Origin of the sequence: Pseudomonas petroselini, from assembly GCF_045037875.1 — a bacterium.
In the GTDB taxonomy this organism is placed as follows: Bacteria; Pseudomonadota; Gammaproteobacteria; order Pseudomonadales; family Pseudomonadaceae; genus Aquipseudomonas; species Aquipseudomonas petroselini.
Window position 1 is genome coordinate 6,817,986 of sequence record NZ_CP173614.1, and the last position, 25,177, is coordinate 6,843,162.

General features: G+C 61.8%; 26 protein-coding genes. 13 read left to right on the top strand and 13 right to left on the bottom strand.

Annotated elements, in window-relative coordinates:
- Positions 1 to 21: 21 nt before the first annotated feature.
- The 5 genes from mrdA to ACI512_RS31510 all read right to left on the bottom strand — a co-directional run bounded on the left by mrdA (position 22) and on the right by ACI512_RS31510 (position 4,886).
- Entirely contained in the window at positions 22 to 1,920 is a 1,899-nt protein-coding gene (gene mrdA, locus ACI512_RS31490) for a penicillin-binding protein 2 (protein WP_015886066.1), read from the bottom strand.
- 15 nt (positions 1,921 to 1,935) lie between these two features.
- The gene (rlmH, locus tag ACI512_RS31495; RefSeq protein ID WP_003176297.1) at positions 1,936 to 2,403 is read right to left on the bottom strand and encodes a 23S rRNA (pseudouridine(1915)-N(3))-methyltransferase RlmH; all 468 of its coding nucleotides are present in this window, start codon (positions 2,401 to 2,403) and stop codon (positions 1,936 to 1,938) included.
- Positions 2,404 to 2,412: 9 nt separating this feature from the next.
- Positions 2,413 to 2,907: a ribosome silencing factor gene (gene rsfS, locus ACI512_RS31500; RefSeq protein ID WP_003237041.1), complete on the bottom strand. Its 495-nt coding sequence runs from the start codon at positions 2,905 to 2,907 to the stop codon at positions 2,413 to 2,415.
- A 69-nt stretch (positions 2,908 to 2,976) separates the two neighbouring features.
- Positions 2,977 to 3,621: a nicotinate-nucleotide adenylyltransferase gene (nadD, locus tag ACI512_RS31505; protein WP_043205958.1), complete on the bottom strand. Its 645-nt coding sequence runs from the start codon at positions 3,619 to 3,621 to the stop codon at positions 2,977 to 2,979.
- Positions 3,621 to 4,886, bottom strand: coding sequence for a glutamate-5-semialdehyde dehydrogenase (locus ACI512_RS31510; protein ID WP_231808217.1), 1,266 nt, complete (start codon positions 4,884 to 4,886; stop codon positions 3,621 to 3,623). Before ACI512_RS31510 ends, nadD begins: the two co-directional genes overlap by 1 nt.
- A gap of 175 nt (positions 4,887 to 5,061) precedes the next feature.
- On the opposite strand from ACI512_RS31510, the gene ACI512_RS31515 reads away from it, so the two are divergent.
- Entirely contained in the window at positions 5,062 to 5,745 is a 684-nt protein-coding gene (locus ACI512_RS31515; RefSeq protein ID WP_015886069.1) for a DNA-3-methyladenine glycosylase, read from the top strand.
- 64 nt (positions 5,746 to 5,809) lie between these two features.
- Positions 5,810 to 7,126 carry a bifunctional DedA family/phosphatase PAP2 family protein gene (locus ACI512_RS31520; RefSeq protein WP_015886070.1) on the top strand — a complete coding sequence of 439 codons (1,317 nt, stop codon included), beginning with the start codon at positions 5,810 to 5,812 and terminating at the stop codon, positions 7,124 to 7,126.
- Here ACI512_RS31520 and ACI512_RS31525 read toward each other — a convergent pair.
- The 4 genes from ACI512_RS31525 to ACI512_RS31540 all read right to left on the bottom strand — a co-directional run bounded on the left by ACI512_RS31525 (position 7,120) and on the right by ACI512_RS31540 (position 9,114).
- Positions 7,120 to 7,335 (bottom strand): hypothetical protein, encoded by a 216-nt coding sequence (locus tag ACI512_RS31525; RefSeq protein WP_093544366.1) that lies wholly within the window; start codon positions 7,333 to 7,335, stop codon positions 7,120 to 7,122. The genes ACI512_RS31520 and ACI512_RS31525 overlap by 7 nt on opposite strands.
- A gap of 100 nt (positions 7,336 to 7,435) precedes the next feature.
- Positions 7,436 to 8,026 (bottom strand): LON peptidase substrate-binding domain-containing protein, encoded by a 591-nt coding sequence (locus ACI512_RS31530; RefSeq protein WP_015886072.1) that lies wholly within the window; start codon positions 8,024 to 8,026, stop codon positions 7,436 to 7,438.
- A 21-nt stretch (positions 8,027 to 8,047) separates the two neighbouring features.
- On the bottom strand, positions 8,048 to 8,764 hold the full coding sequence (locus ACI512_RS31535) for an LrgB family protein (protein WP_015886073.1): 717 nt from the start codon (positions 8,762 to 8,764) through the stop codon (positions 8,048 to 8,050).
- Positions 8,761 to 9,114 carry a CidA/LrgA family protein gene (locus ACI512_RS31540; RefSeq protein ID WP_015886074.1) on the bottom strand — a complete coding sequence of 118 codons (354 nt, stop codon included), beginning with the start codon at positions 9,112 to 9,114 and terminating at the stop codon, positions 8,761 to 8,763. The genes ACI512_RS31535 and ACI512_RS31540 overlap by 4 nt, the downstream gene beginning before the upstream one ends.
- Before the next feature lie 176 nt (positions 9,115 to 9,290).
- Between ACI512_RS31540 and ACI512_RS31545 the strand changes: the two genes are divergently transcribed.
- From ACI512_RS31545 to ACI512_RS31555, 3 genes are all read left to right on the top strand, one after another.
- The gene (locus ACI512_RS31545; protein ID WP_003194496.1) at positions 9,291 to 9,746 is read left to right on the top strand and encodes a MaoC family dehydratase; all 456 of its coding nucleotides are present in this window, start codon (positions 9,291 to 9,293) and stop codon (positions 9,744 to 9,746) included.
- A 104-nt stretch (positions 9,747 to 9,850) separates the two neighbouring features.
- The gene (locus tag ACI512_RS31550) at positions 9,851 to 11,569 is read left to right on the top strand and encodes a C13 family peptidase (RefSeq protein WP_064052197.1); all 1,719 of its coding nucleotides are present in this window, start codon (positions 9,851 to 9,853) and stop codon (positions 11,567 to 11,569) included.
- A gap of 29 nt (positions 11,570 to 11,598) precedes the next feature.
- The gene (locus ACI512_RS31555) at positions 11,599 to 12,240 is read left to right on the top strand and encodes an oxidoreductase (protein WP_046035710.1); all 642 of its coding nucleotides are present in this window, start codon (positions 11,599 to 11,601) and stop codon (positions 12,238 to 12,240) included.
- A 38-nt stretch (positions 12,241 to 12,278) separates the two neighbouring features.
- On the opposite strand, the gene ACI512_RS31560 is transcribed toward ACI512_RS31555, so the two are convergent.
- The 4 genes from ACI512_RS31560 to ACI512_RS31575 are packed head-to-tail and all read right to left on the bottom strand — an operon-like array spanning position 12,279 to position 16,496.
- Positions 12,279 to 12,563, bottom strand: coding sequence for a YceK/YidQ family lipoprotein (locus ACI512_RS31560; RefSeq protein ID WP_015886077.1), 285 nt, complete (start codon positions 12,561 to 12,563; stop codon positions 12,279 to 12,281).
- Positions 12,556 to 13,185: a flavin prenyltransferase UbiX gene (gene ubiX, locus ACI512_RS31565; RefSeq protein ID WP_010206807.1), complete on the bottom strand. Its 630-nt coding sequence runs from the start codon at positions 13,183 to 13,185 to the stop codon at positions 12,556 to 12,558. The genes ACI512_RS31560 and ubiX overlap by 8 nt, the downstream gene beginning before the upstream one ends.
- A complete protein-coding gene (mpl, locus tag ACI512_RS31570) occupies positions 13,182 to 14,531 on the bottom strand; it encodes a UDP-N-acetylmuramate:L-alanyl-gamma-D-glutamyl-meso-diaminopimelate ligase (protein WP_015886079.1) in 1,350 nt (449 codons plus the stop codon). Before mpl ends, ubiX begins: the two co-directional genes overlap by 4 nt.
- Before the next feature lie 57 nt (positions 14,532 to 14,588).
- A complete protein-coding gene (locus ACI512_RS31575; protein ID WP_015886080.1) occupies positions 14,589 to 16,496 on the bottom strand; it encodes a sigma-54-dependent Fis family transcriptional regulator in 1,908 nt (635 codons plus the stop codon).
- 273 nt (positions 16,497 to 16,769) lie between these two features.
- Here ACI512_RS31575 and ACI512_RS31580 point away from each other — a divergent pair, with 273 nt between their 5' ends.
- The 8 genes from ACI512_RS31580 (at position 16,770) to ppa (ending at position 25,135) form a co-directional block, all read left to right on the top strand.
- Entirely contained in the window at positions 16,770 to 18,290 is a 1,521-nt protein-coding gene (locus tag ACI512_RS31580; protein WP_015886081.1) for an aldehyde dehydrogenase family protein, read from the top strand.
- Positions 18,291 to 18,436: 146 nt separating this feature from the next.
- Positions 18,437 to 19,870, top strand: coding sequence for an ethanolamine permease (gene eat, locus ACI512_RS31585; protein ID WP_015886082.1), 1,434 nt, complete (start codon positions 18,437 to 18,439; stop codon positions 19,868 to 19,870).
- Positions 19,871 to 19,934: 64 nt separating this feature from the next.
- On the top strand, positions 19,935 to 21,329 hold the full coding sequence (locus ACI512_RS31590) for an ethanolamine ammonia-lyase subunit EutB (RefSeq protein ID WP_236378312.1): 1,395 nt from the start codon (positions 19,935 to 19,937) through the stop codon (positions 21,327 to 21,329).
- Complete coding sequence (gene eutC, locus ACI512_RS31595) at positions 21,326 to 22,159, top strand: ethanolamine ammonia-lyase subunit EutC (RefSeq protein WP_064052202.1); 834 nt, start codon at positions 21,326 to 21,328, stop codon at positions 22,157 to 22,159. The genes ACI512_RS31590 and eutC overlap by 4 nt, the downstream gene beginning before the upstream one ends.
- 92 nt (positions 22,160 to 22,251) lie before the next feature.
- The gene (locus ACI512_RS31600; protein WP_015886085.1) at positions 22,252 to 22,710 is read left to right on the top strand and encodes an N-acetyltransferase; all 459 of its coding nucleotides are present in this window, start codon (positions 22,252 to 22,254) and stop codon (positions 22,708 to 22,710) included.
- Between the two features lie 309 nt (positions 22,711 to 23,019).
- Positions 23,020 to 23,676, top strand: coding sequence for a DedA family protein (locus ACI512_RS31605; protein ID WP_043205963.1), 657 nt, complete (start codon positions 23,020 to 23,022; stop codon positions 23,674 to 23,676).
- 6 nt (positions 23,677 to 23,682) lie between these two features.
- A complete protein-coding gene (locus ACI512_RS31610; protein WP_236378314.1) occupies positions 23,683 to 24,498 on the top strand; it encodes a zinc-dependent peptidase in 816 nt (271 codons plus the stop codon).
- Positions 24,499 to 24,607: 109 nt separating this feature from the next.
- Positions 24,608 to 25,135, top strand: coding sequence for an inorganic diphosphatase (ppa, locus tag ACI512_RS31615; RefSeq protein WP_003219382.1), 528 nt, complete (start codon positions 24,608 to 24,610; stop codon positions 25,133 to 25,135).
- The last annotated feature ends 42 nt before the right edge of the window (positions 25,136 to 25,177 follow it).

Below are 25,177 nucleotides of genomic sequence, written 5' to 3' on the forward strand. Positions count from 1 at the left end.
CTGGAGAGGATGCGGTCAAAATTACTCTTCACTGGCCGTAACCTCGGTGCTTGAAGGGGGGCCGCCATATTCGGGCTTGAGCCTGCCGTCGTCGGCCAACAGCCAGGCGTCCATCACTTGGCGCACCACGGGCGCGGCGACGCCAGAACCGGACTCGCCGTTCTCGACCATCACCGCCACCACGATCTTCGGGTCGTCCGCCGGCGCAAAACCGACGAACAGGGCATGGTCGCGGTGACGTTCCTGGACCTTGGAGCGGTCGTATTTTTCGCCCTGCTTGATTGCCACCACCTGGGCGGTACCGCTCTTGCCGGCGATACGGTATTGCGCGCCGATCGCTGCCTTGCGCGCGGTACCACGGGCGCCGTGCATGACTTGCTGCATGCCGTGGTTGACCTTGGTCCAGTCGGACGGGTCGCGCAGCACGATGTCCGGGATCGGGTTTTCATCCAAAGGCTTTTCGCCTTCGATGGTCCTGGCCAGGTGCGGGCGGTTCCAAATGCCTTTGTTCGCCACCAGCGCGGTAGCCTGGGCCAGCTGCAACGGTGTTGCCTGCATATAGCCCTGGCCGATGCCGAGGATCAGCGTTTCGCCTGGGAACCAGGCCTGGCGACGGGTCGCGCGCTTCCACTCCCGCGACGGCATCAGGCCTGGGGATTCTTCGAACATGTCCAGGGAGACTTTCTGGCCGAGGCCGAACTTACCCATGTAGGCGGACAAACGGTCGATACCCAGCTTATGGGCCAGGTCGTAAAAATAGGTGTCGTTGGAGCGCATGATCGCGGTGTCCAAATCGACATAGCCGTCACCGGTGCGGTTCCAGTTACGGTATTTGTGATCGTAGTTGGGCAGCATGTAGTAGCCCGGGTCGAACACGCGGCTGGAGGCCGTGACCACCCCCGCGTCCAACCCCGCAATTGCCACGGCCGGTTTGATCGTCGACCCCGGCGGATACAGGCCGCGCAGTACGCGGTTGAACAACGGGCGGTCGATGGAATCGCGCAACTCGGCGTAAGCCTTGAAGCTGATGCCCGTGACAAACAGGTTGGGGTCAAAGCTTGGCTGGCTGACCATCGCCAGCACTTCGCCGGTCTTCGGGTCCAGCGCGACCACCGCACCCCGTCGCCCGCCCAACGCCATCTCTGCCGCTTCCTGCAGCTTGATGTCCAGGCTCAACACGATGTCCTTGCCCGGTACCGGGTCGGTGCGCTTGAGCACCCGCAGCACGCGGCCGCGGGCGTTGGTCTCGACTTCCTCGTAACCCACCTGGCCGTGCAGCTCGGGCTCGTAGAAACGCTCGATGCCGGTTTTGCCGATGTGATGGGTGCCGCTGTAATTGACCGGGTCGAGGGTTTTCAGCTCTTTCTCGTTGATCCGCCCCATGTAGCCGACGGAGTGGGCAAAGTGCGGCCCTTGTGGGTAATGCCGTACCAACTGCGCCACCACTTCCACGCCCGGCAGACGGAACTGGTTCACCGCGATCCGCGCGATCTGCTCTTCGGTCAGCTCAAACAGGATGGGCACCGGTTCGAAAGGTCGGCGCCCCTGCTTCATGCGTTTTTCGAAGATCACCCGGTCTTCCGGCGTCAGTTGCAGCACCTCGACGATCACGTCGAGGACCTGCGCCCAGTCGCCGGAGCGCTCGCGGGTCATGCTCAGGCTGAAGCTGGGCCGGTTATCCGCGACCACCACGCCATTACGGTCGAAAATCAGCCCACGGGTGGGCGGAATCGGCTGCACATGCACCCGGTTGTTTTCGGACAGCGTGGAGTGATAGTCGTACTGGATCACCTGCAGGAAATACAGGCGCGCAATCAACACCCCGATCAACCCCACCACCAAAAAAGCACCGAACACGACCCGAGCGCGTACCAGACGTGCGTCTTTCTCGTGGTCCTTGATGCGGATCGGTTGGGTCATCGGGAGGGGCGCAGATTATTTGTGGTAAGGGTGCCCGGACAGAACTGTCCAGGCGCGATACAGCTGTTCACCGATCAGGATCCTTACCAACGGGTGCGGCAGCGTCAGCGCCGACAGCGACCAACGCTGGTCCGCCCGCGCACAGACTTCCGGCGCCAGCCCTTCGGGGCCGCCGACCATGAAGTTGACCGTACGCGAATCCAGGCGCCAGCGATCCAGCTCCACCGCCAGTTGCTCGGTGCTCCAGGGCTTGCCGTGCACTTCAAGGGTGACGATGCGCTCGTTAGGGCCGACCTTGGCCAGCATGGCTTCGCCTTCCTGACGGATAAAGCGCGCCACGTCGGCATTCTTGCCCCGGGTATTGAGCGGTATTTCCACCAGTTCAAGCGAAAGCTCAGCGGGCAGACGCTTGGCATACTCGTGCCAGCCTTCTTCCACCCACTTGGGCATGCGTGAACCGACAGCGATCAGACGCAGGCGCACAGCCGTTCCTTATTCCTGGTCTTTGTTGAGCTTGTCGAAGTGCGCGTGGCCCACTTCCGGGCTGTGGTGCTTGCCATCGGCGGCACGGCTCTGCTCGGCGCCTTTCCACAGACGCTCCAGGTCATAGAACTGGCGAGCGTTGGAAGTCATCATGTGAACGATCACGTCGTCCATGTCCAGCAGCACCCAGTCGCTGTCGCCCTTGCCTTCTTCACCCAGCGGCTTCACGCCTTGGGCTTTGACGGCTTCGCGGACCTTGTCGAGCATCGCGCCGATCTGGCGGTTCGAGGTACCGGTGGCGATGATCATGTAGTCGGTGATGCTCTGCTTGTCGCGCACGTCCAGCACCTGGATGTCCTGGGCCTTCACGTCTTCCAGGGCCGCCACGGCGACTTTTACCAGCTCTTCGCCAGCCAGCTCAGGGCCAACATGGGCTTCAACTGGCAGCGGGGCGCTTTTGAAGGTGCCTTTGCGCTTAACTTTGCTTACGTCTTTGTTCGTCATATAAAACTCGTTTTGCTCGTATGTTCGGGCGCTCGCTGTACGACGGTGCGTACGTTCAAGCGCGCCTTTTCAGTTCGACGCACGGTAAAGCCCGTGCGCATCGATGTAGGCCAGGACCGCGTCAGGCACCAGGAAACGTACCGACTTCCCGCTGGCCAGCAGTTGACGGATCTGGGTGGCGGACACCGCAAGCGGGGTCTGCCAGACGAATGCAATATTCCCGTTCGGCCCGGTCAGGGCCAAGGGGTCACTTACCGACCGCGCGGCCAGCAGGTTGCGCAAGGCATCCGGCGGTTCGCTGTCGGCATCCGGGCGTTGCAAAACCAGGATGTGGCAATGCTGGAGGAGTTCCTCCCAGCGATGCCAAGAGGGCAGGCCGCAAAATGCGTCCCAGCCCAAAAGCAGAAACAACTGGTCATCCGCGGCCAACTCGGCGCGCATCAGCTCCAGGGTGTCAACAGTGTAGGACGGTTTATCGCGCTTGAGCTCGCGGTCGTCCACCACCAGCGGTGCGATGCCCTGCACCGCCAACCGCACCATTTCCAGGCGCTGCTGCGGCGACACCTGCGGTGTATCGCGATGGGGCGGCCGGGCGTTGGGCATCACGCGCAACTCATCCAGCGCGAGGGCATCCGCGACTTCCAGGGCACTGCGCAAATGGCCGATGTGCACGGGGTCGAAGGTACCGCCGAGCAGCCCGATGCGTTTAGCCATCAAGTGCGCACATGACCGTCGCCGAACACCACGTACTTCTCGCTGGTCAGGCCTTCCAGGCCAACCGGGCCGCGTGCATGGAGCTTGTCGGTGGAAATACCGATCTCCGCGCCCAGGCCATACTCGAAGCCGTCGGCAAAACGCGTGGAGGCGTTGATCATCACCGAAGCGGAATCCACTTCGTTGAGGAAGCGCCGCGCATCGCTGAAATGCTCGGAAACGATGGCGTCAGTGTGCTTGGAGCCATAGGTGTTGATGTGTTCGATGGCCTCGTCCAGGTCGTCGACAATCTTGATCGACAGGATCGGTGCCGTGTATTCGGTGTACCAGTCCAGCTCGGTCGCCTCGATCACGTCCGCCCCCAGCAGCGCACGGGTGCGCTCACAACCCCGCAGTTCCACGCCCTTGTCGCGGTAGATGGCAGCCAGCGGCGGCAGCACGCGATCGGCAATGCCGACGTGCACCAGCAGGGTTTCCATGGTGTTGCACGGGGCGTAGCGGTGAGTCTTGGCGTTGTCGGCGATGCGGATCGCCTTGTCGATATCGGCGGCAATGTCGATGAACACGTGGCATACACCGTCCAGGTGCTTGATAACCGGCACCTTGGCATCACGGCTGACGCGTTCGATCAGGCTCTTGCCACCGCGCGGCACGATCACGTCGACGAATTCCGGCATGGTGATCAGCGCACCCACGGCGGCGCGGTCGGTGGTTTCCACCACTTGCACCACTTCGGCGGGCAACTCGGCCACGGCCAGGCCCTGTTGAATGCAGACGGCAATGGCACGGTTGGAATTGATCGCCTCGGAACCGCCACGCAGGATGGTGGCGTTACCGGACTTGAGGCACAGGCTCGCGGCGTCGATGGTCACGTTCGGACGCGACTCGTAAATGATGCCGATCACGCCCAGGGGCACACGCATCTTGCCGACCTGGATGCCGGACGGCAGGTAACGCATGTCGCGGATTTCACCGATGGGGTCAGGCAGCTTGGCCACCTGACGCAGGCCTTCGATCATGTCGTCGATGCGTGCCGGGGTCAGCGCCAGGCGGTCCAGCAAGGCCGGCTCCAGGCCATTGGCGCGGCCGTTGGCCAGGTCCTGTTCGTTGGCGGCGGTGAGCTCGGAGCGCGAAGCATCCAGAGCGTCGGCGGCGGCCAGCAAGGCACGGTTCTTCTGCGCGGTGCTCGCACGGGCGATCAGCCGCGAGGCCTGACGGGCAGCGCGACCCAGGCGGGTCATGTAGTCAAGAACGGACTCAGTCATGGTCAGGGAGTCTTGGCAAAGAGGAAAGCGGCAGATTATAGCTGTGACGCCGCCCGACTGACAGCGGTGAGGGGCGGATGGTCGAAATGAACTGTAAAAACTTGGGGTTCAGCGGTAATTAAGGTGGGAGTTGTTATGATTCGGTCACATTTAGCCGTATTTACCCCTGACCGCCATGCCCAGCTCATCGCCCCAACGCCCCGCCAGCGCCCTGCCCGACCGCTTCTTTGATCGGGACGCGCAAATCCTCGCGCAAGCATTGCTCGGAAAAGTCATCCGCCATCGTGTCGGCGAAATCTGGCTTTCGGCGCGAATTATTGAAACCGAAGCGTATTACGTGGCCGAAAAAGGCAGTCACGCTTCATTGGGCTACACAGAAAAGCGTAAGGCTTTGTTTCTGGATGGTGGCCACATCTACATGTACTACGCCCGTGGCGGCGACTCCCTGAACTTCAGCGCCCATGGGCCGGGCAATGCCGTGCTGATCAAATCAGCGTATCCATGGGTCGACGACGTGTCCGGCCCGGCCAGCCTGGCGCAGATGCTGCTGAACAACCCGAACGCCGATGGCAGCCCGCGCGCCGCGCAAAAGCTGTGCGCCGGCCAGACACTGCTGTGCAAAGCCCTGGGGTTGAAGGTACCGATGTGGGACGCCAAGCGCTTCGATCAGGCGTTGCTCTACGTTGAAGACGTGGGCCAGACCCCGACGCAGATCATACAAACCACCCGCCTGGGCATCCCCAGCGGCCGCGATGAACACCTGATGTACCGCTTCGTCGATGCAGGCTATGCGCCATATTGCACACGGAACCCGCTGCGCCGGGGTCAGGTCGAAGGCCGCGACTACGTTTTGATTTGAATGGATCCAGACGGCTGCAACACAGCAGATCAAGTTATGTATTACATAGAGGGAGTGACGTTGTATGGGCCAATGGCTCGATAGCATTACCGGCTGGCTGACCCTGAACCCCGAATGGCTGGCGGTCGCGGTGTTTATCGTCGCCTGTGTGGAGTGCCTGGCCATTGCCGGGCTGATCGTGCCGGGCACGGTTTTATTGTTTGCGATTGCGGCGCTGGCCGGCAGCGGCGCGCTGTCATTGAGCGAAACCCTGCTGGTGGGCTTCCTGGGGGGGCTACTCGGTGACGGGGTTTCCTATTACCTGGGCCGACATTTCCATCAGAACATCCGGCGCCTGCCCGGCCTGCGCCATCACCCCGAATGGATGAACGGCGCTGAAACCTACTTCCACAAATACGGCATCGCCAGCCTGCTGGTCGGACGCTTCATCGGTCCGCTGCGCCCCATGCTGCCGATGGTGGCCGGGATGTGCGACATGCCGTTTCCGCGCTTCGCGGTGGTGAGTATTGTGGCCGCGGCGGGCTGGTCGGTCGCCTATCTGCTGCCGGGCTGGGCGACTGGCGCCGCCTTCCGCCTGCCGTTGCCCGAAGGTTTCTGGCCCGAGGCGGCGGTGGTGGCTGCGTGCCTTGCTGTGTTGATTGGGCTCAGCCTGAACAGCAGCTTGCGCGGCCATCGTCGCGCCACCTTGTGGGTCGGCTGCGCCAGCCTGACGTTGTTGATCGCCGTGTTTATCGGCTATCACTCGCTGGACAATTTTGACCAGGGCCTGAGCGCCCTCGTGCAAGAGCATCGTAGCCCGTGGCTCGACGAAGTCATGGTGCGGATCACCCAGCTGGGTGAGTTCAAGAAAATGTTTTTCGCCAGCGCCGTGTTCACCGGCCTGCTGTTACTGGCGCGGCAATGGCGTCATGCCGTGTTCGTCGGCGCCACGTTGGCCGGGTCTGCTGTCATCAATACGGGAACCAAGCTGTTTTTCGCCCGTGGCCGCCCGGAAATCCTTACAGACCCACTGACCAGCTTCAGCATGCCCAGTGGCCATGCGTCGGGCGCGTTCGCGTTTTTCCTGGCGTTGGCGGTATTGGCCGGTCGTGGACAACCCATCCGGCTGCGCCTGACCTGGATGCTGCTGGGCTGCATTCCCGCGGCGTTCATTGCGCTGTCGCGGGTCTATCTCGGCGCCCATTGGCCCACCGACATCCTGGCCGGCACGCTGCTGGCGATGACGGTGTGTGCGTTCAGCCTGGGCGCCAGCGAGTATCGAAGCCCGCTGCCGGCCATGTCGCAGAAGACCTGGTGGCTGCTGTTACCGGCGCTGATCGCGGTGCTGAGCTTCATCGCGCTCACCGGCACCCCTCACGCCCTGCTCAGGTATGCCTACTGACCCTTGGCCGGGCCGATCCAATCGACGGAGGCGGCTCGGCGCTCAACGCAGCGTTCACGCCGCTCCAGCAACATCTCATCGGCAATTTCCGCCGCGCGCTCGGCGATGTACTCCGGGCCGCGGTTTGCCTCTTGCTGGATCAGTTGCGCGGTCACGCTGATGAGAAACCCGTCCCAGACCGCCTGCTCCGAGTGCGCTAGCCGAATCATGTTCATCCCCTGACCCTGAGTGTGTGATCGGAGACTATTTCAGGCCCCGCGCACGGGACAACGAAGGAACGTCTGATAACAACGCCGGATATTTCCGAAGTCAGTTGAACAGCTCACCCTGCAACTCATCCAGTAACATCTGGATCGCATCCAGCCGCTGCTGCGGGTCGTCGAGTTGCAGCAGGTCGATCTTGTCGGCCTCGGTGAAGGGCAGCAGATACGCCAGCTGGTTGCCCAAGGCTTGCTGCCCTTCGGCGCGGGCGTCCATGTCCAGCGAGGCCACCATCGGGTGCTCGGCCAATGCCTGCAGCAGCGCCAGCAGGTCGGCATCCTCTTCTTCCAGCGGCTGGTCCGGCAGATCTTCGAGCCATTGCACGTCGGCCACCAGCAATTGGTCCTTCTGCACGCCGGCGTCACGTACCCGGAACCGGCGACCGCCTTCCACGCGAATGCCCAGGAGGCCGTTGTCCTGCTGCTTGAAGTCGCGAATCAGCGCTTCACAGCCGATCAGCGCGTAGCCGTCCGGGGCCATGCCTACCTCCTTGCCGTCGAGGATGCACACCACGCCGAAGCTTTCGCCTTTTTTCATGCAGCGGCTGATCATGTCCAGGTAGCGCGCCTCGAACAATTGCAGGTCGAGGGTGCAGCCAGGGAACAGCACGGTATTGAGCGGGAACAGCGCCAGACTCATAAAGGTTTCCTTAAACCCGGTTTAAACGATCACCGACACGGCCAGCGGCAGGAACACTGCCGTGGCCACGCCCATCAGACTCATGGCCAGCGCTGCAAAGGCGCCGCACTCTTCGCTTTCCTGCAAGGCCACCGAGGTGCCGACAGCATGGGCGGTCATGCCCAGCGCCATGCCGCGCGCTTCCGGGCTGTGCACGCCCAACCGTGACAAATACGCCGGGCCGATCATCGCACCCACCACCCCGGTGATCAGCACAAACACCGCCGCCAGCGCCGCCACACCCCCGATCTGCTCGGCCACCAGCATGGCAATCGGCGAGGTCACCGACTTGGGCGCCATGGTCATCAGCATCATGTGTTCGGCGCCAAACCACCTACCCAGCACGACACAGAGCCCGGTAGCCAGCACCCCGCCTACCACCAGCGTAGTAAAAATCGGCCAGAACAATTGGCGGATGCGCCGCAGGTTCAAATAAAGCGGTACGGCCAGGGCCACCGTCGCCGGGCCCAGCAGGATGCCCATGATTTCGGTGCTCTTGCGGTACTCGGCGTAGCTCAGGCCACAGGTCAGCAACACGCCGATCACCAGCAGCATGGACACCAGCACCGGCTGCAGGAAGATCCAGCGGGTTTTCTCGAAACCTGCGAGTACCACTTGATAAGCACCGAGGGTGATGCCGATGCCAAACAACGGATGGTGGATCACCGCCGTCCACGCGCCCTGCCAGTCGAAGGTCATTGATCCTTCTCCTTGCGCTTGACCATCTGTTGCATCAGCACGCCGACAAAGCCCATGGCGATCACCAGCGACAGCACCAGCGCGCCGACGATGGCCCAGAAATCAGCGGCGATGTCCTTGGCATACACCATGACCCCCACCGCCGGCGGCACCAGCAGTAACGGCAGGTACCGCAACAGGCTGCTGGCCGCCAGGCTCAATGGCTCGCCGACTTCACCTCGCCAGACCAGAAAGCCCAGCATCAGCAGCAAACCGATGATCGGCCCCGGCAGCACCGGCAACAGCAAATGGTTGATTGCGGTGCCGATCAGTTGAAACAGCACCAGCCAGGTCAGGCCACGTAACAGCATCCGTTCTTCCCCCTCAAGACTCGCCCGCATTATAAACATGCCCGCCCTATGCACCGGCATTCGCCAAAAGCATGGTGGGTTGACCGGGCTGATTGGCCATGATGATCTACATTGGTTCTCTGTAACCCATAAAAACCCGACGTTGTGCACCGCATGATGAACCAAGGAGAGACGCAATGCCCTATGTACCCGTAGCGCAGCTCAAAGACTATGTCGGCAAGGAACTGGGACGTTCCGAGTGGCTCACCATCGACCAGGCGCGTATCAACTTGTTCGCCGAGGCCACGGGCGACCACCAGTTCATCCATGTCGACCCGGTCAAGGCCGCGCAGACTCCGTTTGGCAGCACCATCGCCCACGGTTTCCTGTCGCTGTCGCTGATGCCCAAGTTGATGGAAGACATCCTGATCATGCCTGAAGGCCTGAAGATGGCGGTCAACTACGGTCTGGACAGCGTGCGCTTTATCCAGCCGGTGAAGGTCAACTCCAAGGTGCGCCTGAACGTGACCCTCACCGACGTCACCGAGAAAAAGCCTGGCCAGTGGCTGTTCAAGGCCACCGCCACCCTGGAAATCGAAGGGCAGGAAAAACCGGCTTACATTGCTGAGTCGTTGTCGCTCTGCTTCGTGTAAGCCTTCCCTGTGGTGAGGGATAAAACCTCACCACAGTGTATGTAAATTTATGTATGTAACTCGCAGCTGCGGCATACTCGGCGCTCAATTACCCGGATCCCGCTATGCGCCCACTCGCTCCCCTCGCCCTTGCCCTGTTGCTCACCGCTTGCGGAGATGGCGAATCGCTGTTGCCGCCCGATGCGCGCCTGCCCGACGGCGGACGCTACCGGGGCGATGTGGTCAATGGCTTGCTGCAAGGCCAGGGGCGCGTGGACTACCCCAACGGCAGTTGGTACGCCGGCCAGTTCGACAAAGGCCAATGGCACGGCCAGGGCGAGTGGCATGGCAGCAATGGCGAAGTCTATAAAGGCCAGTTCCAGCAGGGTTTGTTCGATGGCCAGGGCAGCCTGACCACCGCGGGCAGCCACTATGTGGGCGGCTTCAAGAATGGCCGGCGCAACGGCGAAGGCACCCTCAAAGAGGGGCAAATGACCTATCGCGGCGAATTCAAGGACGACCAGTATTCGGGCCTCGGTCGCCTGGAACTGGCTGACGGCAGTCAGTATCAAGGCCAGTTCGCCCACGGCAAACCGAATGGCGAAGGCCAGCGCAACGACGACAGCGGCAACCAGTTCAGCGGCCATTTCGTCGATGGCCAACTGGAAGGCAACGGTACGTTCAACAGTGCCGACGGCGATATCTATGTCGGTCAGTTCAAACAGAACCAGCTCAACGGCAAGGGCCGCTATGAGAACGCCGACGGCGACGTGTGGATCGGCCAGTTCAAGGAGGGCGCGCTCAGCGGCAAAGGCGAATTGATCGGCGTCGACGGCAGCCACTATGTCGGCCAGTTCAGTGATTGGCGCTTTACCGGTGAGGGCCGCCTGAACCTGTCCGACGGCAGTTTCTATATCGGTGGTTTCGACAGCGACAGCTATCAAGGCAAAGGCACCCTTGTCCTTACTGACGGCACCGTACACGCCGGCACCTGGGTCAATGGCATGCGCGTGCGCGACGCCGACGGAAAACTGTTGCCCGACCCTCTGGAAATCGGCGTGCTAGCCCAGGGCCACCTTCTGGATGCGGCCCTTGCCGCCGTGCCCGCCTCCACCCCCGCCGTAGAGCTCTATACCCTGGCCGTGGCCGGCGACGGTAAACAAAGCGTGTTCCTGCGCGAAGCCGACTACGTCAGTAACCTGCTCGCCACCCGGTTCGGCGCGCGTGGGCAGATTCGCCTGGTCAATCACCGCGACCACATCGCCGACCGCCCCCTGGCCACGCGCGAAAGCCTGCGTCGCGCCGTGCAAACCCTGGCCGAGCGCACCGGCCCGGAAGACCTGGTATTTATCTACATGACCAGCCACGGCACCCACGAACACGAACTGGTGCTGGACCAACCGCGCATGGAGCTGGCCGATTTGCCTGCCGATGAGTTGGCCGCCGTACTGGCACCGCTGAAGAACCGCGACAAAATCGTGGTGATTTCGGCCTGCTACTCCGGCGGGTTCATCCCGGCGCTGAAAGATGAACGCACGCTGATCATGACCGCCTCGCGGGCCGACCGGGTGTCCTTCGGGTGTTCCGAGGAAGCCGACTTCACCTACTTTGGCGATGCCCTCTTCGCCCAAGCCTTCAACCAGACCGACGACTTGCAGCAAGCCTTCAAGCTGGCACAACTGCAGGTTGCCGAACGCGAACAGGCGGACAACTTCGAAGCCTCCGAACCGCAGATCTGGGCCCCCAAGGGCGTCATCGCCCACTGGCAATTATTACGCAAACAGCAGGCACGAAAGGCGCTCGAAAGCGTCTCAATGAATAGCAAGGAAGCCAAAGGCAACTAAGCTGAACTGTGTAACAAGGGGGAAACACCATGTACCTGACGCCTCAGCATATCTTGCTCGCCGGAGCTTCCGGCCTTACCGGCGAACACCTGCTTGACCGCCTGCTCAACGAACCCACCGTCACCCGCGTGCTCGCACCCAGCCGCAAACCATTGGCCGAACACCCGCGCCTGGAAAACCCGGTGGGCGACCCGGCCGTATTTCTGCCGCAACTGAGTGGCCGGGTGGACATCGCCTTCTGCTGCCTCGGCACCACGATCAAACAGGCAGGCTCCGAAGCCGCCTTCCGCGCCGTCGACCTGGACATGGTCGTGGCGTTCGCCAAGCGTGCGCGGGAAATGGGCGCGCGGCACCTGATCGTGATCAGCGCGATCGGCGCCGACCCGAAATCCTCGGTGTTCTATAACCGGGTCAAAGGGGAAATGGAACAGGCGCTGAAGGCCCAGGACTGGCCACAACTGACTATCGTACGGCCGTCGTTGCTGCTGGGGGAACGGTTGGAGCCGCGCTTGGCCGAACAATTGGCCGGGCCGTTGTCGCGGTTGATTCCGGGCAAGTACCACGGCATAGAAGTGTGCGAACTGGCGCGAGCCATGTGGCGCCTGGCGCTGGAAGAGCAGGATGGGGTACGGGTGGTGGAGTCGGATGAGTTACGCAAGCTAGGTAAGTAATGTTGCGATGACCGGGCAAGCCTGTTCAAAGATTTGCCCTATAGGCCGCCTGTGGCGTTGAATCCAACGCCCAGCACCGTCAATACCGACAGCGGCAACAACAAGGTATCGAGCAACGCACTCGCCGGCAGGTCCACACCCGGATAAGTCGGCGCCTCAGCACCAAACCGGTCCTTGGCGCAGCAACCACCGTTCATTGCATACAAATCCAACCGCGTGCCGGCATACACCACTGGGGCGTTTGGCTGCGCGGCATCCAAGGTGCGCGCAGTGGCGCAGCCCGTGAGTTGCAACGCCAGCAAGATCAGCAGGGCCTTATTCATCGCTGCTCAAATGGTGTTCACCCCAACGCGGCAGCATGTCCTGGGGGATGTTCAGCAGGTTGAGAATACGCGCCACTACAAAGTCCACCAGGTCATCGATGGTCTGCGGCTGGTGATAGAAACCGGGCGAGGCCGGCAGAATCGTCACGCCCATGTTCGACAATTTGAGCATGTGCTCCAGGTGAATACTCGAATACGGCGCTTCACGCGGCACCAGGATCAACTGGCGGCGCTCCTTCAAGGTGACGTCGGCCGCGCGCTCGATCAGGTTGTTGCAGGCACCGGTGGCAATCGCCGACAAGGTGCCCGTGGAACATGGCACCACCACCATCGCCGCCGGGGCACCCGAGCCGGAGGCCACGGGCGACATCCAGTCCTCTTTGCCGTAGACCTTGATCTGCCCCGCCGCCGCACCGGTGTACTCGGTGAGGAAGGCCTGCATCATCTGCACCTTGGGCGGCAACGCCACGTCGGTCTCAGTGGCCATGACCAATTGCGCGGCCTTGGAGATGAGGAAGTGCACTTCGCGCTCTTCGCGCACCAGGCAATCCAACAGCCGCAGGCCATAGGGCGCGCCCGATGCACCGGTCATTGCCAGGGTGACACGTTCCGGCCCGCTCATTTCAGCGCCTCGGCCAGTTTGCCGTGCAGGCCGCCGAAGCCGCCGTTGCTCATGACCACCACGTGGGTACCGGGTTTGGCCTGCTGCCGAACGTGCTCAATGATGCCCTCGATGCTATCGCAGACGGTGGAGGGCACGGTGCACAGGGCAGCGATGCCCGGCAGGTCCCAGCCGAGGTTCGCCGGCGCATACCACACCGCCTCGTCGGCATCGTTGACGCTTTCGGGCAAACCATCGCGGTGCGCGCCGAGTTTCATGGAGTTGGAACGCGGTTCGATGATCGCAATGATCGGCGCATCACCGACACGCTTGCGCAGGCCATCCAATGTGGTAGCAATGGCCGTCGGGTGGTGGGCAAAGTCGTCGTAGATGGTAATCCCATTCACGTCGGCGACTTTTTCCATACGCCGCTTTACGCTCTTGAACGCGCTCAACGCGGCAATGCCCATGGACGGCACCACGCCCACATGCCGCGCAGCCGCCAGGGTCACCAAGGCATTGGCGACGTTGTGCTGGCCGGTCATGTCCCAATCGACAATGCCCTGGGCTTCGCCGTCGAACAGCACTTCAAACTTGGAACCGTCTTCGCTGAGCAGCTTGACCTGCCACTGCCCGCCCGCCCCGGTGGTCTGCACCGGGGTCCAGCAGCCCATCTCGATCACACGCTGCAAGGCCGGCTCGGTGGTCGGGTGGATCACCAGGCCTTCGCTTGGAATAGTGCGCACCAAATGGTGGAACTGCCGCTCGATGGCCGGCAGATCGGGGAAGATATCGGCGTGATCGAATTCCAGGTTGTTCAGGATCGCCGTGCGCGGGCGGTAGTGAACGAACTTGGAGCGCTTGTCGAAGAAGGCGCTGTCGTATTCGTCTGCCTCGATCACAAAGAACGGCGTATCGCCCAAACGCGCGGATACCGAGAAGTTCTGCGGCACACCGCCGATCAGGAAACCCGGGCTCATGCCCGCGTGTTCCAGCACCCAGGCAAGCATGCTACTGGTGGTGGTCTTGCCGTGTGTGCCGGCAACCGCCAGCACCCACCGGCCTTGCAACACATGGTCGGCCAGCCATTGCGGGCCAGACACATAAGGCAAACCTTTATTGAGTACGTACTCGACCGCCGGGTTGCCACGCGACATGGCGTTGCCGATCACCACCAGGTCCGGCACCGGGTTGAATTGCGCGGGGTCGTAGCCTTGGGTCAACGCAATGCCCTGAGCCTCGAGTTGCGTGCTCATGGGCGGGTAAACGTTGGCGTCGGAGCCGGTGACGTGATGGCCCAGCTCTTTGGCCAGTACCGCCATCGAGCCCATGAACGTGCCGCAAATACCGAGAATATGAATGTGCATAGTCGACCTCGTAAAACATCGAGGCAGGTTAGCGCAGGGGGGCGAAAATCGCACCCTTTAGCTGAGGGCGTGGCGTGCGATACCGTGCCTGCGCAGCTTTCTATACAGCGTGTTGCGGCTGACGCCCAACTGCTCCGCCGTGTGCGTCATGTGCCAGCGCTGTTGCTGCAAAGCGGTGAGCAATGCCAGGCGCTCCGCGTCTTCCAGCGGCGACTCTGCGGGCCTGGCCTGCGCGGCGGCCACCGGGCGGGCCTGGCGAATCTGCGCGGGCAAGTCCTCAAGCGCTACGCGCCCTTCATCACACAGCGCCACCAGCGTACGCAGCACAGTGCGCAACTGGCGCACGTTACCCGGCCAGGCAAATGCCAACAGCGCCATACGCGCCGCCGGGTCGAGCGCCACCGCTTCGCCATTGGCCTCCTGCGCCAGCAGGAAGTCCAGCAACTGGGATTTATCACTGCGCTCGCGCAAAGCGGGCAACCCGACTTCCAGGCCATTGAGCCGGTAATACAAGTCCTCGCGGAAGCTGCCATCCTGCACACGCTCCAGCAAATTCCGGTGGGTTGCGCTGATAATTCGTACGTTCACAGCCTGGGGCTCACCGCCGAGCGGGACCACCAGCCGATCCTCCAGCACCCTTAATAGACGGGTTTGCAGCGCCAGGGGCATATCGCCGATTTCATCGAGGAACAGGGTGCCGCCATCGGCCTGCTGCAACTTGCCTTGCATGCCCTCTTTGCGCGCGCCGGTAAAGCTGCCGCCGCGATAGCCGAACAGTTCGCTTTCGATCAGGCTTTCCGGGATGGCGGCGCAGTTGAGCGCCACGAATGCCTTGTCGGCACGCTGGCTGGCCTGGTGCACCGCCTTGGCGAAGGCCTCTTTACCGGAGCCGGTTTCGCCATTGATCAGCAACGGCACATCGCGCTCGAATACCCGCAGCGCCTTGCTGAAGTCCCGTTGCAGCGCCGGATCACCCAGGCAGATGCCGGGCAGGCGCGGCCGCTCCACCACGGCAGGCCGGGCGACCGGCGCGGGAACGCTGCGCGCCTGGCCCCGCAGCGCCGCGAACAGCGGCCGGCCATCACGGGTACGCAGCGGCCAACTGGCCGTGGCATTGGCACTGGCGCGTCCGAGCAACTGGTCCAGGGAGCATTCGAAAAACGCCTCCACCGGCTGCCCCAACAAGCCGCCACGCAGCTGCCCCAACAGGTTCAGCGCGCTCTGGTTGACGGCACAAATGCGCCCGTTGCCATCAAACGCCAGCAGCCCTTCGCTGAACAGGCCCACCGACTCCGCCTGCAGATGAAAACGCAGCAACCAGTGGTGTTCAAAGTGACGCAGGAAGTAACAACTCTCGATCATCTTCGCCGACAGGTTCACCAACGCCATGGTGTGAAACTGGCTCTGGCGCGACACGGCTTCGCGCGCCGAAGACACATCCAGCACGGCCAGCAGGTCACCGTGGGGATCGAACACCGGGCTCGCCGAACACGTCAGCCCGGTATGCCGGCCACGAAAGTGCTCATCGCGATGGATGGTCAAGGATTGGCGCTCCACCAGGCAGGTGCCGATGCCGTTGGTGCCTTCGCAGGCTTCGCTCCAATCCGCCCCCAGCCACAGCCCGGCGCGCTCGAAAATCTTACGCTCGGACGGCGCAGTGACACAGTTGAGGATCACGCCCCGCGCATCCGTGAGCAGCACGGCGTGCCCCGCGCCCGAGAGCTGCTGATGCAGGCTGTTCATCTCGCTGCCGGCGATATGCAGCACCTGTTGCAGACGCTCGCGGCTTTCCAGCAGGCGGCCGTGTTCAAGCACGGTGGGGGCAATGGTTTGCGCAGGGTCGAGGTGGTAGTCCTCCAGGCAACGCAGCCAGGAGCGGGCGATGGAGGGGTCGCTGGACGGGTCGCGGCCATGCGCCACAGTGAGCACCTGCTGGGCATGGCGACTGAAATGATCGTTGTGCATTTCTTATTATTCTCCCTGCGTGAGAGCGCCCAGCATCCCCCAGCCATCCGACCAATGCAATCCCGGGCCGACCCACCGGTCACGGGCTGTACCGTATATGGCACAAACTGTCACATGGCCTGTATCAGCCCTGCCACAGCAACGCCTTGCAACAATGCCCAAGCCCTTGATTTCCCTGGCCCACGAAGCGGTGGCCCAACCTTTGCTCTACGCTTTATCAAGCGCTTGCTGCGCTGCGCTCCCAATAAACATAAAAGCCAGGAGATACCCACCATGCGTTACGCACACCCCGGTACTGAAGGCGCCATCGTTTCGTTCAAGGCCAAGTACGGCAACTACATCGGTGGCGAGTTCGTTGCGCCGGTCGATGGCAACTACTTCACCAATACCTCGCCGGTCAACGGCAAGCCCATCGCCGAATTCCCGCGCTCCACGGCCAAAGACATCGACAAAGCCCTGGACGCCGCCCATGCCGCCGCCGACGCCTGGGGCAAGACCTCGGCCCAGGACCGCTCGCTGGTCCTGCTGAAAATCGCCGACCGCATCGAACAGAACCTCGAACTGCTGGCCATTACCGAAACCTGGGACAACGGCAAGGCCGTGCGTGAAACCCTCAACGCCGACATTCCGCTGGCGGCCGACCACTTCCGCTATTTCGCCGGTTGCATCCGTGCCCAGGAAGGCACCAGCGCCGAAATCAATGAACACACCGCGTCCTATCACTTCCATGAGCCACTGGGCGTGGTTGGCCAGATCATCCCGTGGAACTTCCCGCTGCTGATGGCGGCATGGAAGCTTGCCCCGGCTCTGGCCGCCGGTAACTGCGTGGTGCTAAAACCTGCCGAGCAAACCCCGCTGGGCATCAACGTGCTGATGGAATTAATCGGCGACCTGCTGCCACCGGGCGTACTGAACGTGGTGCACGGTTTCGGTAGAGAAGCCGGCGAAGCCCTGGCCACCAGCAAACGCATCGCCAAGATTGCCTTCACCGGTTCCACGCCAGTGGGCTCGCACATCATGCATGCGGCGGCCGAGAATATTATTCCGTCGACGGTGGAGCTGGGCGGCAAGTCGCCGAACATCTTCTTTGCCGACATCATGAAGGCCGAACCGTCGTTCATCGAAAAGGCTGCCGAAGGCCTGGTGCTGGCGTTCTTCAACCAAGGTGAAGTGTGCACCTGCCCGTCCCGCGCACTGGTGGAAGAGTCGATCTACGACGACTTCATGAAAGTGGTGATGAAGAAGATCGAGTCGATCAAACGTGGCGACCCGCTCGACACCGACACCATGGTCGGCGCCCAGGCGTCCGAGCAGCAGTTCGACAAGATCCTGTCCTACCTGGAAATCGCCAAGGGCGAAGGCGCGCAACTGCTGACCGGCGGCAAGGTCGAGAAGCTCACCGGCGATATGGCCGGCGGCTATTACATCCAGCCGACCCTGCTCAAGGGCACCAATGAAATGCGCGTGTTCCAGGAAGAAATCTTCGGCCCGGTGGTGAGCATCACCACCTTCAAGGACGAAGCCGAAGCCCTGGCCATAGCCAACGACACCGAGTTCGGCCTGGGCGCCGGGGTGTGGACCCGCGACATCAACCGCGCCTACCGCATGGGCCGGGCGATCAAGGCGGGCCGCGTGTGGACCAACTGCTACCACCTGTACCCGGCGCATGCCGCATTCGGTGGCTACAAGAAGTCCGGCGTGGGGCGTGAAACCCACAAGATGATGTTGGATCACTACCAGCAGACCAAGAACTTGCTGGTGAGTTACGACATTAATCCACTGGGCTTCTTTTAACTAACCAGCCTCCCACATTTGAAATGCAATCAAATGTGGGAGGCGCTTGCCCCCTCCCAAAGTTTTAGAACTTCATAAGTACTTGCGAAGTGCATCCGGCACAAAGATGCCGAACTAAAAAAAATAACAACGAAAGGTACTTTCCCATGCCTAGCGAACCTACAAGTTCATCCGTTGACTTTGAAAAAGTCGACTCCCAATACTTCCAACAACGCGAATTGAAAAAAGGCGCCGCCGGCTGGGTGCTGTTAGTCGGCCTTGGCGTTGCCTACGTGATCTCCGGTGACTACGCCGGTTGGAACTTCGGCCTGGCCCAAGGTGGCTGGGGCGGCATGTTCCTGGCCACCTTGCTGATGGCCACCATGTACCTGTGCATGTGTTTTTCCCTCGCCGAACTGTCGTCCATGATCCCCACCGCCGGCGGTGGCTACGGCTTTGCCCGCAGCGCCTTCGGCCCCTGGGGCGGATTCCTCACCGGCACGGCCATCCTGATCGAATACGCCATCGCCCCCGCCGCCATCGCGGTGTTTATCGGCGCCTATTGCGAATCGCTGTTCGGCATCGGCGGCTGGATGATTTACCTGGCGTTCTACATCATTTTTATCGGCATCCACATCTTCGGTGTCGGCGAAGCCTTGAAGCTGATGTTTGTGATTACGGCCGTTGCTGCGATTGCGCTGGGGGTATTCCTGGTCGCCATGGTGCCGCACTTCAACGTCGCCAACCTGCTGGATATCCCGGTGAGCGAGGCCAAGGGCGCCAGCACTTTCCTGCCCTTCGGCTACGTGGGTGTGTGGGCGGCGATTCCGTATGCCATCTGGTTTTTCCTGGCCGTAGAGGGTGTGCCCCTGGCCGCCGAAGAGACCAAGAACCCGAAGCGCGACCTGCCGCGCGGCTTGATCGGCGCCATTGTGGTGCTGACCAGTTTTGCCCTGCTGATCCTGGTGATTGCTCCAGGGGGCGCCGGCACTTATGCGCTGATCAAGTCCGGCAACCCGCTGGTTGAAGCGCTGGCCTTGGCCTACGGCGGCTCGACCTGGATGGGCAGCTTCGTCAACCTGGTCGGCCTGGCAGGGCTTATCGCGAGCTTTTTCTCGATCATCTACGCCTATTCGCGGCAGATCTTCGCCCTGTCCCGCGCCGGCTACCTGCCGCGCAAACTGTCCCAGACCAATAAAAGCAAGGCACCCGTGCTGGCCCTGGTGATCCCCGGCATCATCGGCTTTGGCCTGTCGCTGACCGGCCAGGGTGACCTGCTGATCCTGGTAGCGGTGTTCGGCGCGACCATTTCCTATGTGCTGATGATGGCCGCGCACATCACCTTGCGCATCCGCCGCCCCAAAATGGATCGTCCGTACCGCACGCCGGGCGGTATTTTCACCTCAGGCATTGCGCTGGTACTGGCCTGCGTGGCCGTAGTGGCGGGCTTTCTGGTGGATCCGCGCGTGGTGATTGGCGCCGCGATCATCTATGGAGTATTAATTGCTTACTTTGCTTTCTACAGCCGGCATCACTTGGTAGCGGGTACGCCCGAAGAGGAATTCGCGGCGATCCAGGCCGCAGAGGCCGCCCTGCACTAGATGCCGTAAACCTCGACGCGGGTGCCATTCTCACAGTGGGCCCGCGCCATCAAGGAGACACTGTATGGCAAGCTTTTCCCACGCGGTGGGTGCTCAAACCTACCGCTTCGACAGCCTCAAGGACGTGATGGCCAAGGCCAGCCCCGCGCGTTCCGGAGACTTTCTCGCAGGTGTGGCCGCACAGAACGACGGTGAGCGGGTGGCGGCGCAGATGGCGTTGGCGAATATCCCGCTGAAACACTTTCTGCAAGAAGTGCTGATCCCCTATGAAAGCGATGAAGTCACCCGCCTGATCATCGACACCCACGATAAACAGGCATTTGCCACCGTCAGCCACCTGACCGTCGGCGGCCTGCGCGACTGGCTGCTCAGCGACGCGGCCGATGAACACGCCCTACGCGCCTTGGCGCCAGGACTGACACCGGAAATGGCCGCCGCCGTGTCGAAGATCATGCGCGTCCAGGACCTGGTGTTGGTGGCGCAGAAGATCCGCGTGGTCACGCAATTTCGCGGCACCCTGGGCCTACGCGGACGTTTATCCACACGCCTGCAGCCCAACCACCCGACGGACGAACCGGCAGGCATCGCCGCGAGCATTCTCGACGGCCTGCTGTATGGCAACGGCGACGCCATGATCGGCATCAACCCGGCCACTGACAGCATCGCCTCGATCTGCGCCATGCTGGAGATGCTCGACGCGATCATCCAGCGCTACGAAATCCCGACCCAGGCCTGTGTACTCACCCACGTCACCACGTCCATCGAAGCGATCAACCGTGGCGTGCCGCTGGACTTGGTGTTCCAGTCGATTGCCGGCACGGAGGCGGCCAACGCCAGTTTCGGCATCAGCCTGAGCGTGCTGCAGGAGGGTTACGAAGCGGGTCTGAGCCTCAATCGCGGCACGTTGGGCCAGAACCTGATGTATTTCGAGACCGGCCAGGGCAGCGCCTTGTCGGCCAATGCGCACTTTGGTGTGGACCAGCAAACCTGCGAAACCCGCGCCTATGCGGTGGCCAGGCACTTCAAGCCGTTCCTGGTGAACACCGTGGTGGGCTTTATCGGGCCGGAGTACCTGTACAACGGCAAGCAAATCATCCGCGCCGGCCTTGAAGACCACTTCTGCGGCAAGCTGCTCGGCGTGCCGATGGGCTGCGACATCTGTTACACCAACCACGCCGAAGCCGACCAGGATGACATGGACACCCTGCTGACCCTGCTGGGCGTGGCCGGGATCAACTTCATCATGGGTATTCCCGGCTCCGACGACATCATGCTCAACTACCAGACCACCTCGTTCCACGACGCCTTGTACGCCCGCCAGACCTTGGGGTTGAAGCCGGCGCCGGAGTTTGAGCAGTGGTTGGCGAAAATGGGCATCTTCACGCAAGCCGATGGCAAGGTGCACTTCGGCAACAGCCTGCCACCGGCGTTTCGCCAAGCCTTGGCGCAATTGGGATGAAGGAGCCGCCTGTGCAACTCGACCTGCCTGACAACCCCTGGCTGGAACTGCGCCGCCTGACGCCAGCCCGTATCGCCCTGGGCCGCACCGGCACCAGTATCCCCACCAATGCGCAGCTGGATTTTCAATTCGCCCACGCTCAGGCGCGGGACGCGGTGCATTTACCCTTTGATCATGCAGGCCTCAGCAGCCAATTGGCCGAACGCGGCCGCGACAGCCTGCTGCTGCACAGCGCTGCTGCCGACCGGCACAGTTACCTGCAACGCCCGGACCTGGGGCGGCGCCTCAGCGATGAATCGGCCCAGGCCTTGCGTGACCACGCCTCAGCCAATCCCGGCGGCGTGGACTTGGCAGTGGTCGTGGCCGATGGTTTATCGGCACTGGCCGTGCATAAACATACCTTGCCGTTTCTGACGCGCATGGAGGAACAAACCCACGCTGAAGGGTGGTCCTTGTCGCCGGTGATCCTGGTGGAACAAGGCCGCGTGGCAGTGGCGGATGAAATCGGGCAATTGCTTGGTGCCAAGATGGTGGTGATCCTGATCGGCGAGCGGCCTGGGCTCAGTTCGCCGGACAGCCTGGGCCTGTATTTCACCTACAACCCCAAGGTCGGCCTGACTGATGCCTATCGCAATTGCATCTCCAACGTACGCCTGGAAGGCTTGAGCTACGGCATGGCGGCCCACCGCCTGCTTTACTTGATGCGAGAGGCGTGTCGGCGGCAACTGTCGGGGGTCAATCTCAAGGACGAGGCGCAGGTCCAGACCCTCGAATCCGATGATCCTGACCTGATGAAAGGCAATTTCCTGCTCAGTTCACCGGATGACTGATTGCGGCACGATTGCGCTTTTTCGTGCCTTTAGGCAGCATCGAGTCACGGCCGCTCGTGTGGTCATACCCCATTTGGAAGTTGAGGCCTGGCATGCGGATTACTCAAGCGACCCTGGAACACCTGGACCTGTTGACCCCGCTGTTCGTCAAATACCGTGAGTTCTACGGCGCCTTGCCCTTCCCGGACTCATCGCGGGGCTTTCTGGAAAAACGCCTGCGCCGCAAGGAGTCGGTGATTTACCTGGCCCTGGCCGATGATGACGACAAGAAGTTGCTGGGCTTTTGCCAGCTGTACCCAAGCTTTTCGTCGTTGTCGCTCAAGCGGGTGTGGATCCTCAATGACATCTATGTGGCGGAGGATGCTCGCCGGCAACTGGTGGCGGATAACCTGATGCGCACGGCGAAGAAGATGGCCAAGGAAACCCACGCGGTACGGCTGCGGGTGTCGACCAGCAGTGACAACGAAGTGGCGCAGAAGACCTATGAGTCGATCGGGTTTCGCGAAGACACCGAATTCAAGAACTACACGCTGCCGATCAGTGAGGATTGATCGCGGCAGCCCAAACACCTCAAATCTCATGTGGGAGGGGGCTTGCCCCCGATAGCAGTGTGTCAGTCAGCCAATTTGTAACTGGCACTGCCTCATCGGGGGACAGCCCCCTCCCACATTTAGCCCTGCAGCGCTTGCAAGCCCGAGTACCACGACATCCCCCGCTACAAAACCAACACGCTTTTCACGACTCAATCCGTATAATGCGGACCTTTCAGGGTTGTAAGAAATGCGGCATACACTTGTAGCCTTATTACCCGAGCTTCCGCACAGGCCTGCTGAGCCGGGCCATTCACACAGGTGCCATCCATGGATTTCAACCCGCTCGACCTTATCCTGCATCTCGATGTGTACCTCGACCTGCTGGTAACCAATTACGGTCCGTGGATCTACGCCATTCTGTTTCTGGTCATCTTTTGCGAAACCGGCCTGGTGGTCATGCCGTTCCTGCCGGGTGATTCGTTGCTGTTCATCGCCGGCGCCGTGGCGGCAGGTGGCGGCATGGACCCGGTCCTGCTCGGCGGCTTGTTGATGCTGGCGGCGATCCTGGGCGACAGTACCAACTACGTGATCGGGCGAACGCTGGGCGAACGCTTGTTCAACAACCCGAACTCGAAAATCTTCCGTCGCGACTACCTGCAAAAAACCCACGATTTCTACGACAAGCACGGCGGCAAAACCGTGACCCTGGCGCGCTTCCTGCCGATCCTGCGCACCTTTGCACCGTTCGTTGCCGGTATCGCGAAAATGCCCTACGCGCGGTTCTTCGGGTTCAGCGTGCTCGGCACCATTCTGTGGGTCGGCGGCCTGGTGACCCTGGGCTACTTCTTCGGCAACGTACCGTTTATCAAGAAAAACCTGTCGTTGCTGGTGGTGTTCATCATCCTGCTGTCGCTGGTGCCGATGATTATTGGCGTGTTCCGCAGCCGTTTTGGCCGCGCGTCCTCCGAAGCCAAGCCGCAGTAACCTGCGATGTGGTCCCTCAGCGCCTGGCGTCGCCGGCGCTTGCTGGCCAAGCACCCGATTGCCGAGGACACCTGGCAACGGGTGCGCCACCACCTGACCTTCCTCGACGGCATCAGCCCCGAGCAGGACCAGTGGCTGCGCGAAGCCTGCGTGGTGTTCCTCGCCGAAAAGCACCTGACCGCCCTGCCCGGCGTTGAGCTGCACCAGGAACAACGCCTGCTGCTCGCCGCCCAGGCGCAAATGCCGCTGATGAACCTCGGCGACCTTGACTGGTACCAGGGCTTTCACGAAATCGTGCTGTACCCCGACGACTTCGTCAGCCCCCAGCGCCATCGCGACAGCAGCGGCATCGAGCACGAATGGGACGGCGAACACAGCGGCGAAGCCTGGCAACAAGGCCCGGTGATCCTCGCCTGGCCCGGCGTGCTCGCCAGCGGCAACTGGGAAGGCTACAACCTGGTCATCCACGAACTGGCGCACAAGCTCGACATGCTCAACGGCGACGCCAACGGCCTGCCGCCGCTGCACAACGACATGCGCGTGCAGGAATGGGCCAGCGTGATGCAAAGCGCCTACGACGACCTCAATCGCCAGTTGGACGACAACCCGGACGCTGACACTGAGATCGACCCCTACGCCGCTGAAAACCCGGCGGAATTCTTTGCCGTCACCAGCGAGTATTTTTTCAGCGCCCCGGATTTACTGGTCAGTCGTTATCCACAGGTGTACGCCCAACTGAGCCGCTTTTATCGCCAGGATCCCCTGGCCCGCCTTACTCGACTGCAAGCCGACGACCCGCGTTATCAGTCGCAGGGCGAATGACCGTACGACGTCTGGCGCATGGCATCGGCGGCGGAATGTGCCTATAATCGCCGCCACTTTTAGGCCAATCCGGCCAAGTTTCTTGGCCAACTAACGGGGGCAACGCCCAATGAGCTACAGCAAGATTCCGGCTGGCAAAGACCTGCCGAACGACATCTACGTCGCCATCGAGATTCCGGCCAACCACGCGCCGATCAAATACGAAATCGACAAAGACAGCGACTGCCTGTTCGTTGACCGTTTCATGGCCACCCCGATGTTCTACCCGGCCAACTACGGTTTTATCCCTAACACCCTGGCTGACGACGGTGACCCCCTCGACGTGCTGGTTGTAACCCCTTATCCGGTTACTCCAGGCTCGGTTATCCGCGCACGCCCAGTCGGCATCCTGAACATGACCGACGACGGCGGCGGCGATGCCAAAGTGATCGCGGTCCCTCACGACAAGCTGTCCCAGCTGTACGTCGACGTGAAGGAATACACCGACCTGCCGCCACTGCTGCTGGAACAAATCAAGCACTTCTTCGAGAACTACAAAGACCTCGAAAAAGGCAAATGGGTGAAGATCGACGGTTGGGGCAACGCAGACGCCGCCCGCGCCGAGATCCTGAAGTCGGTTGCTGCCTACAAAGGCTGATACCGGTTCCTCATTGCTTCGGCAATTGAAAAAGCCCCGATC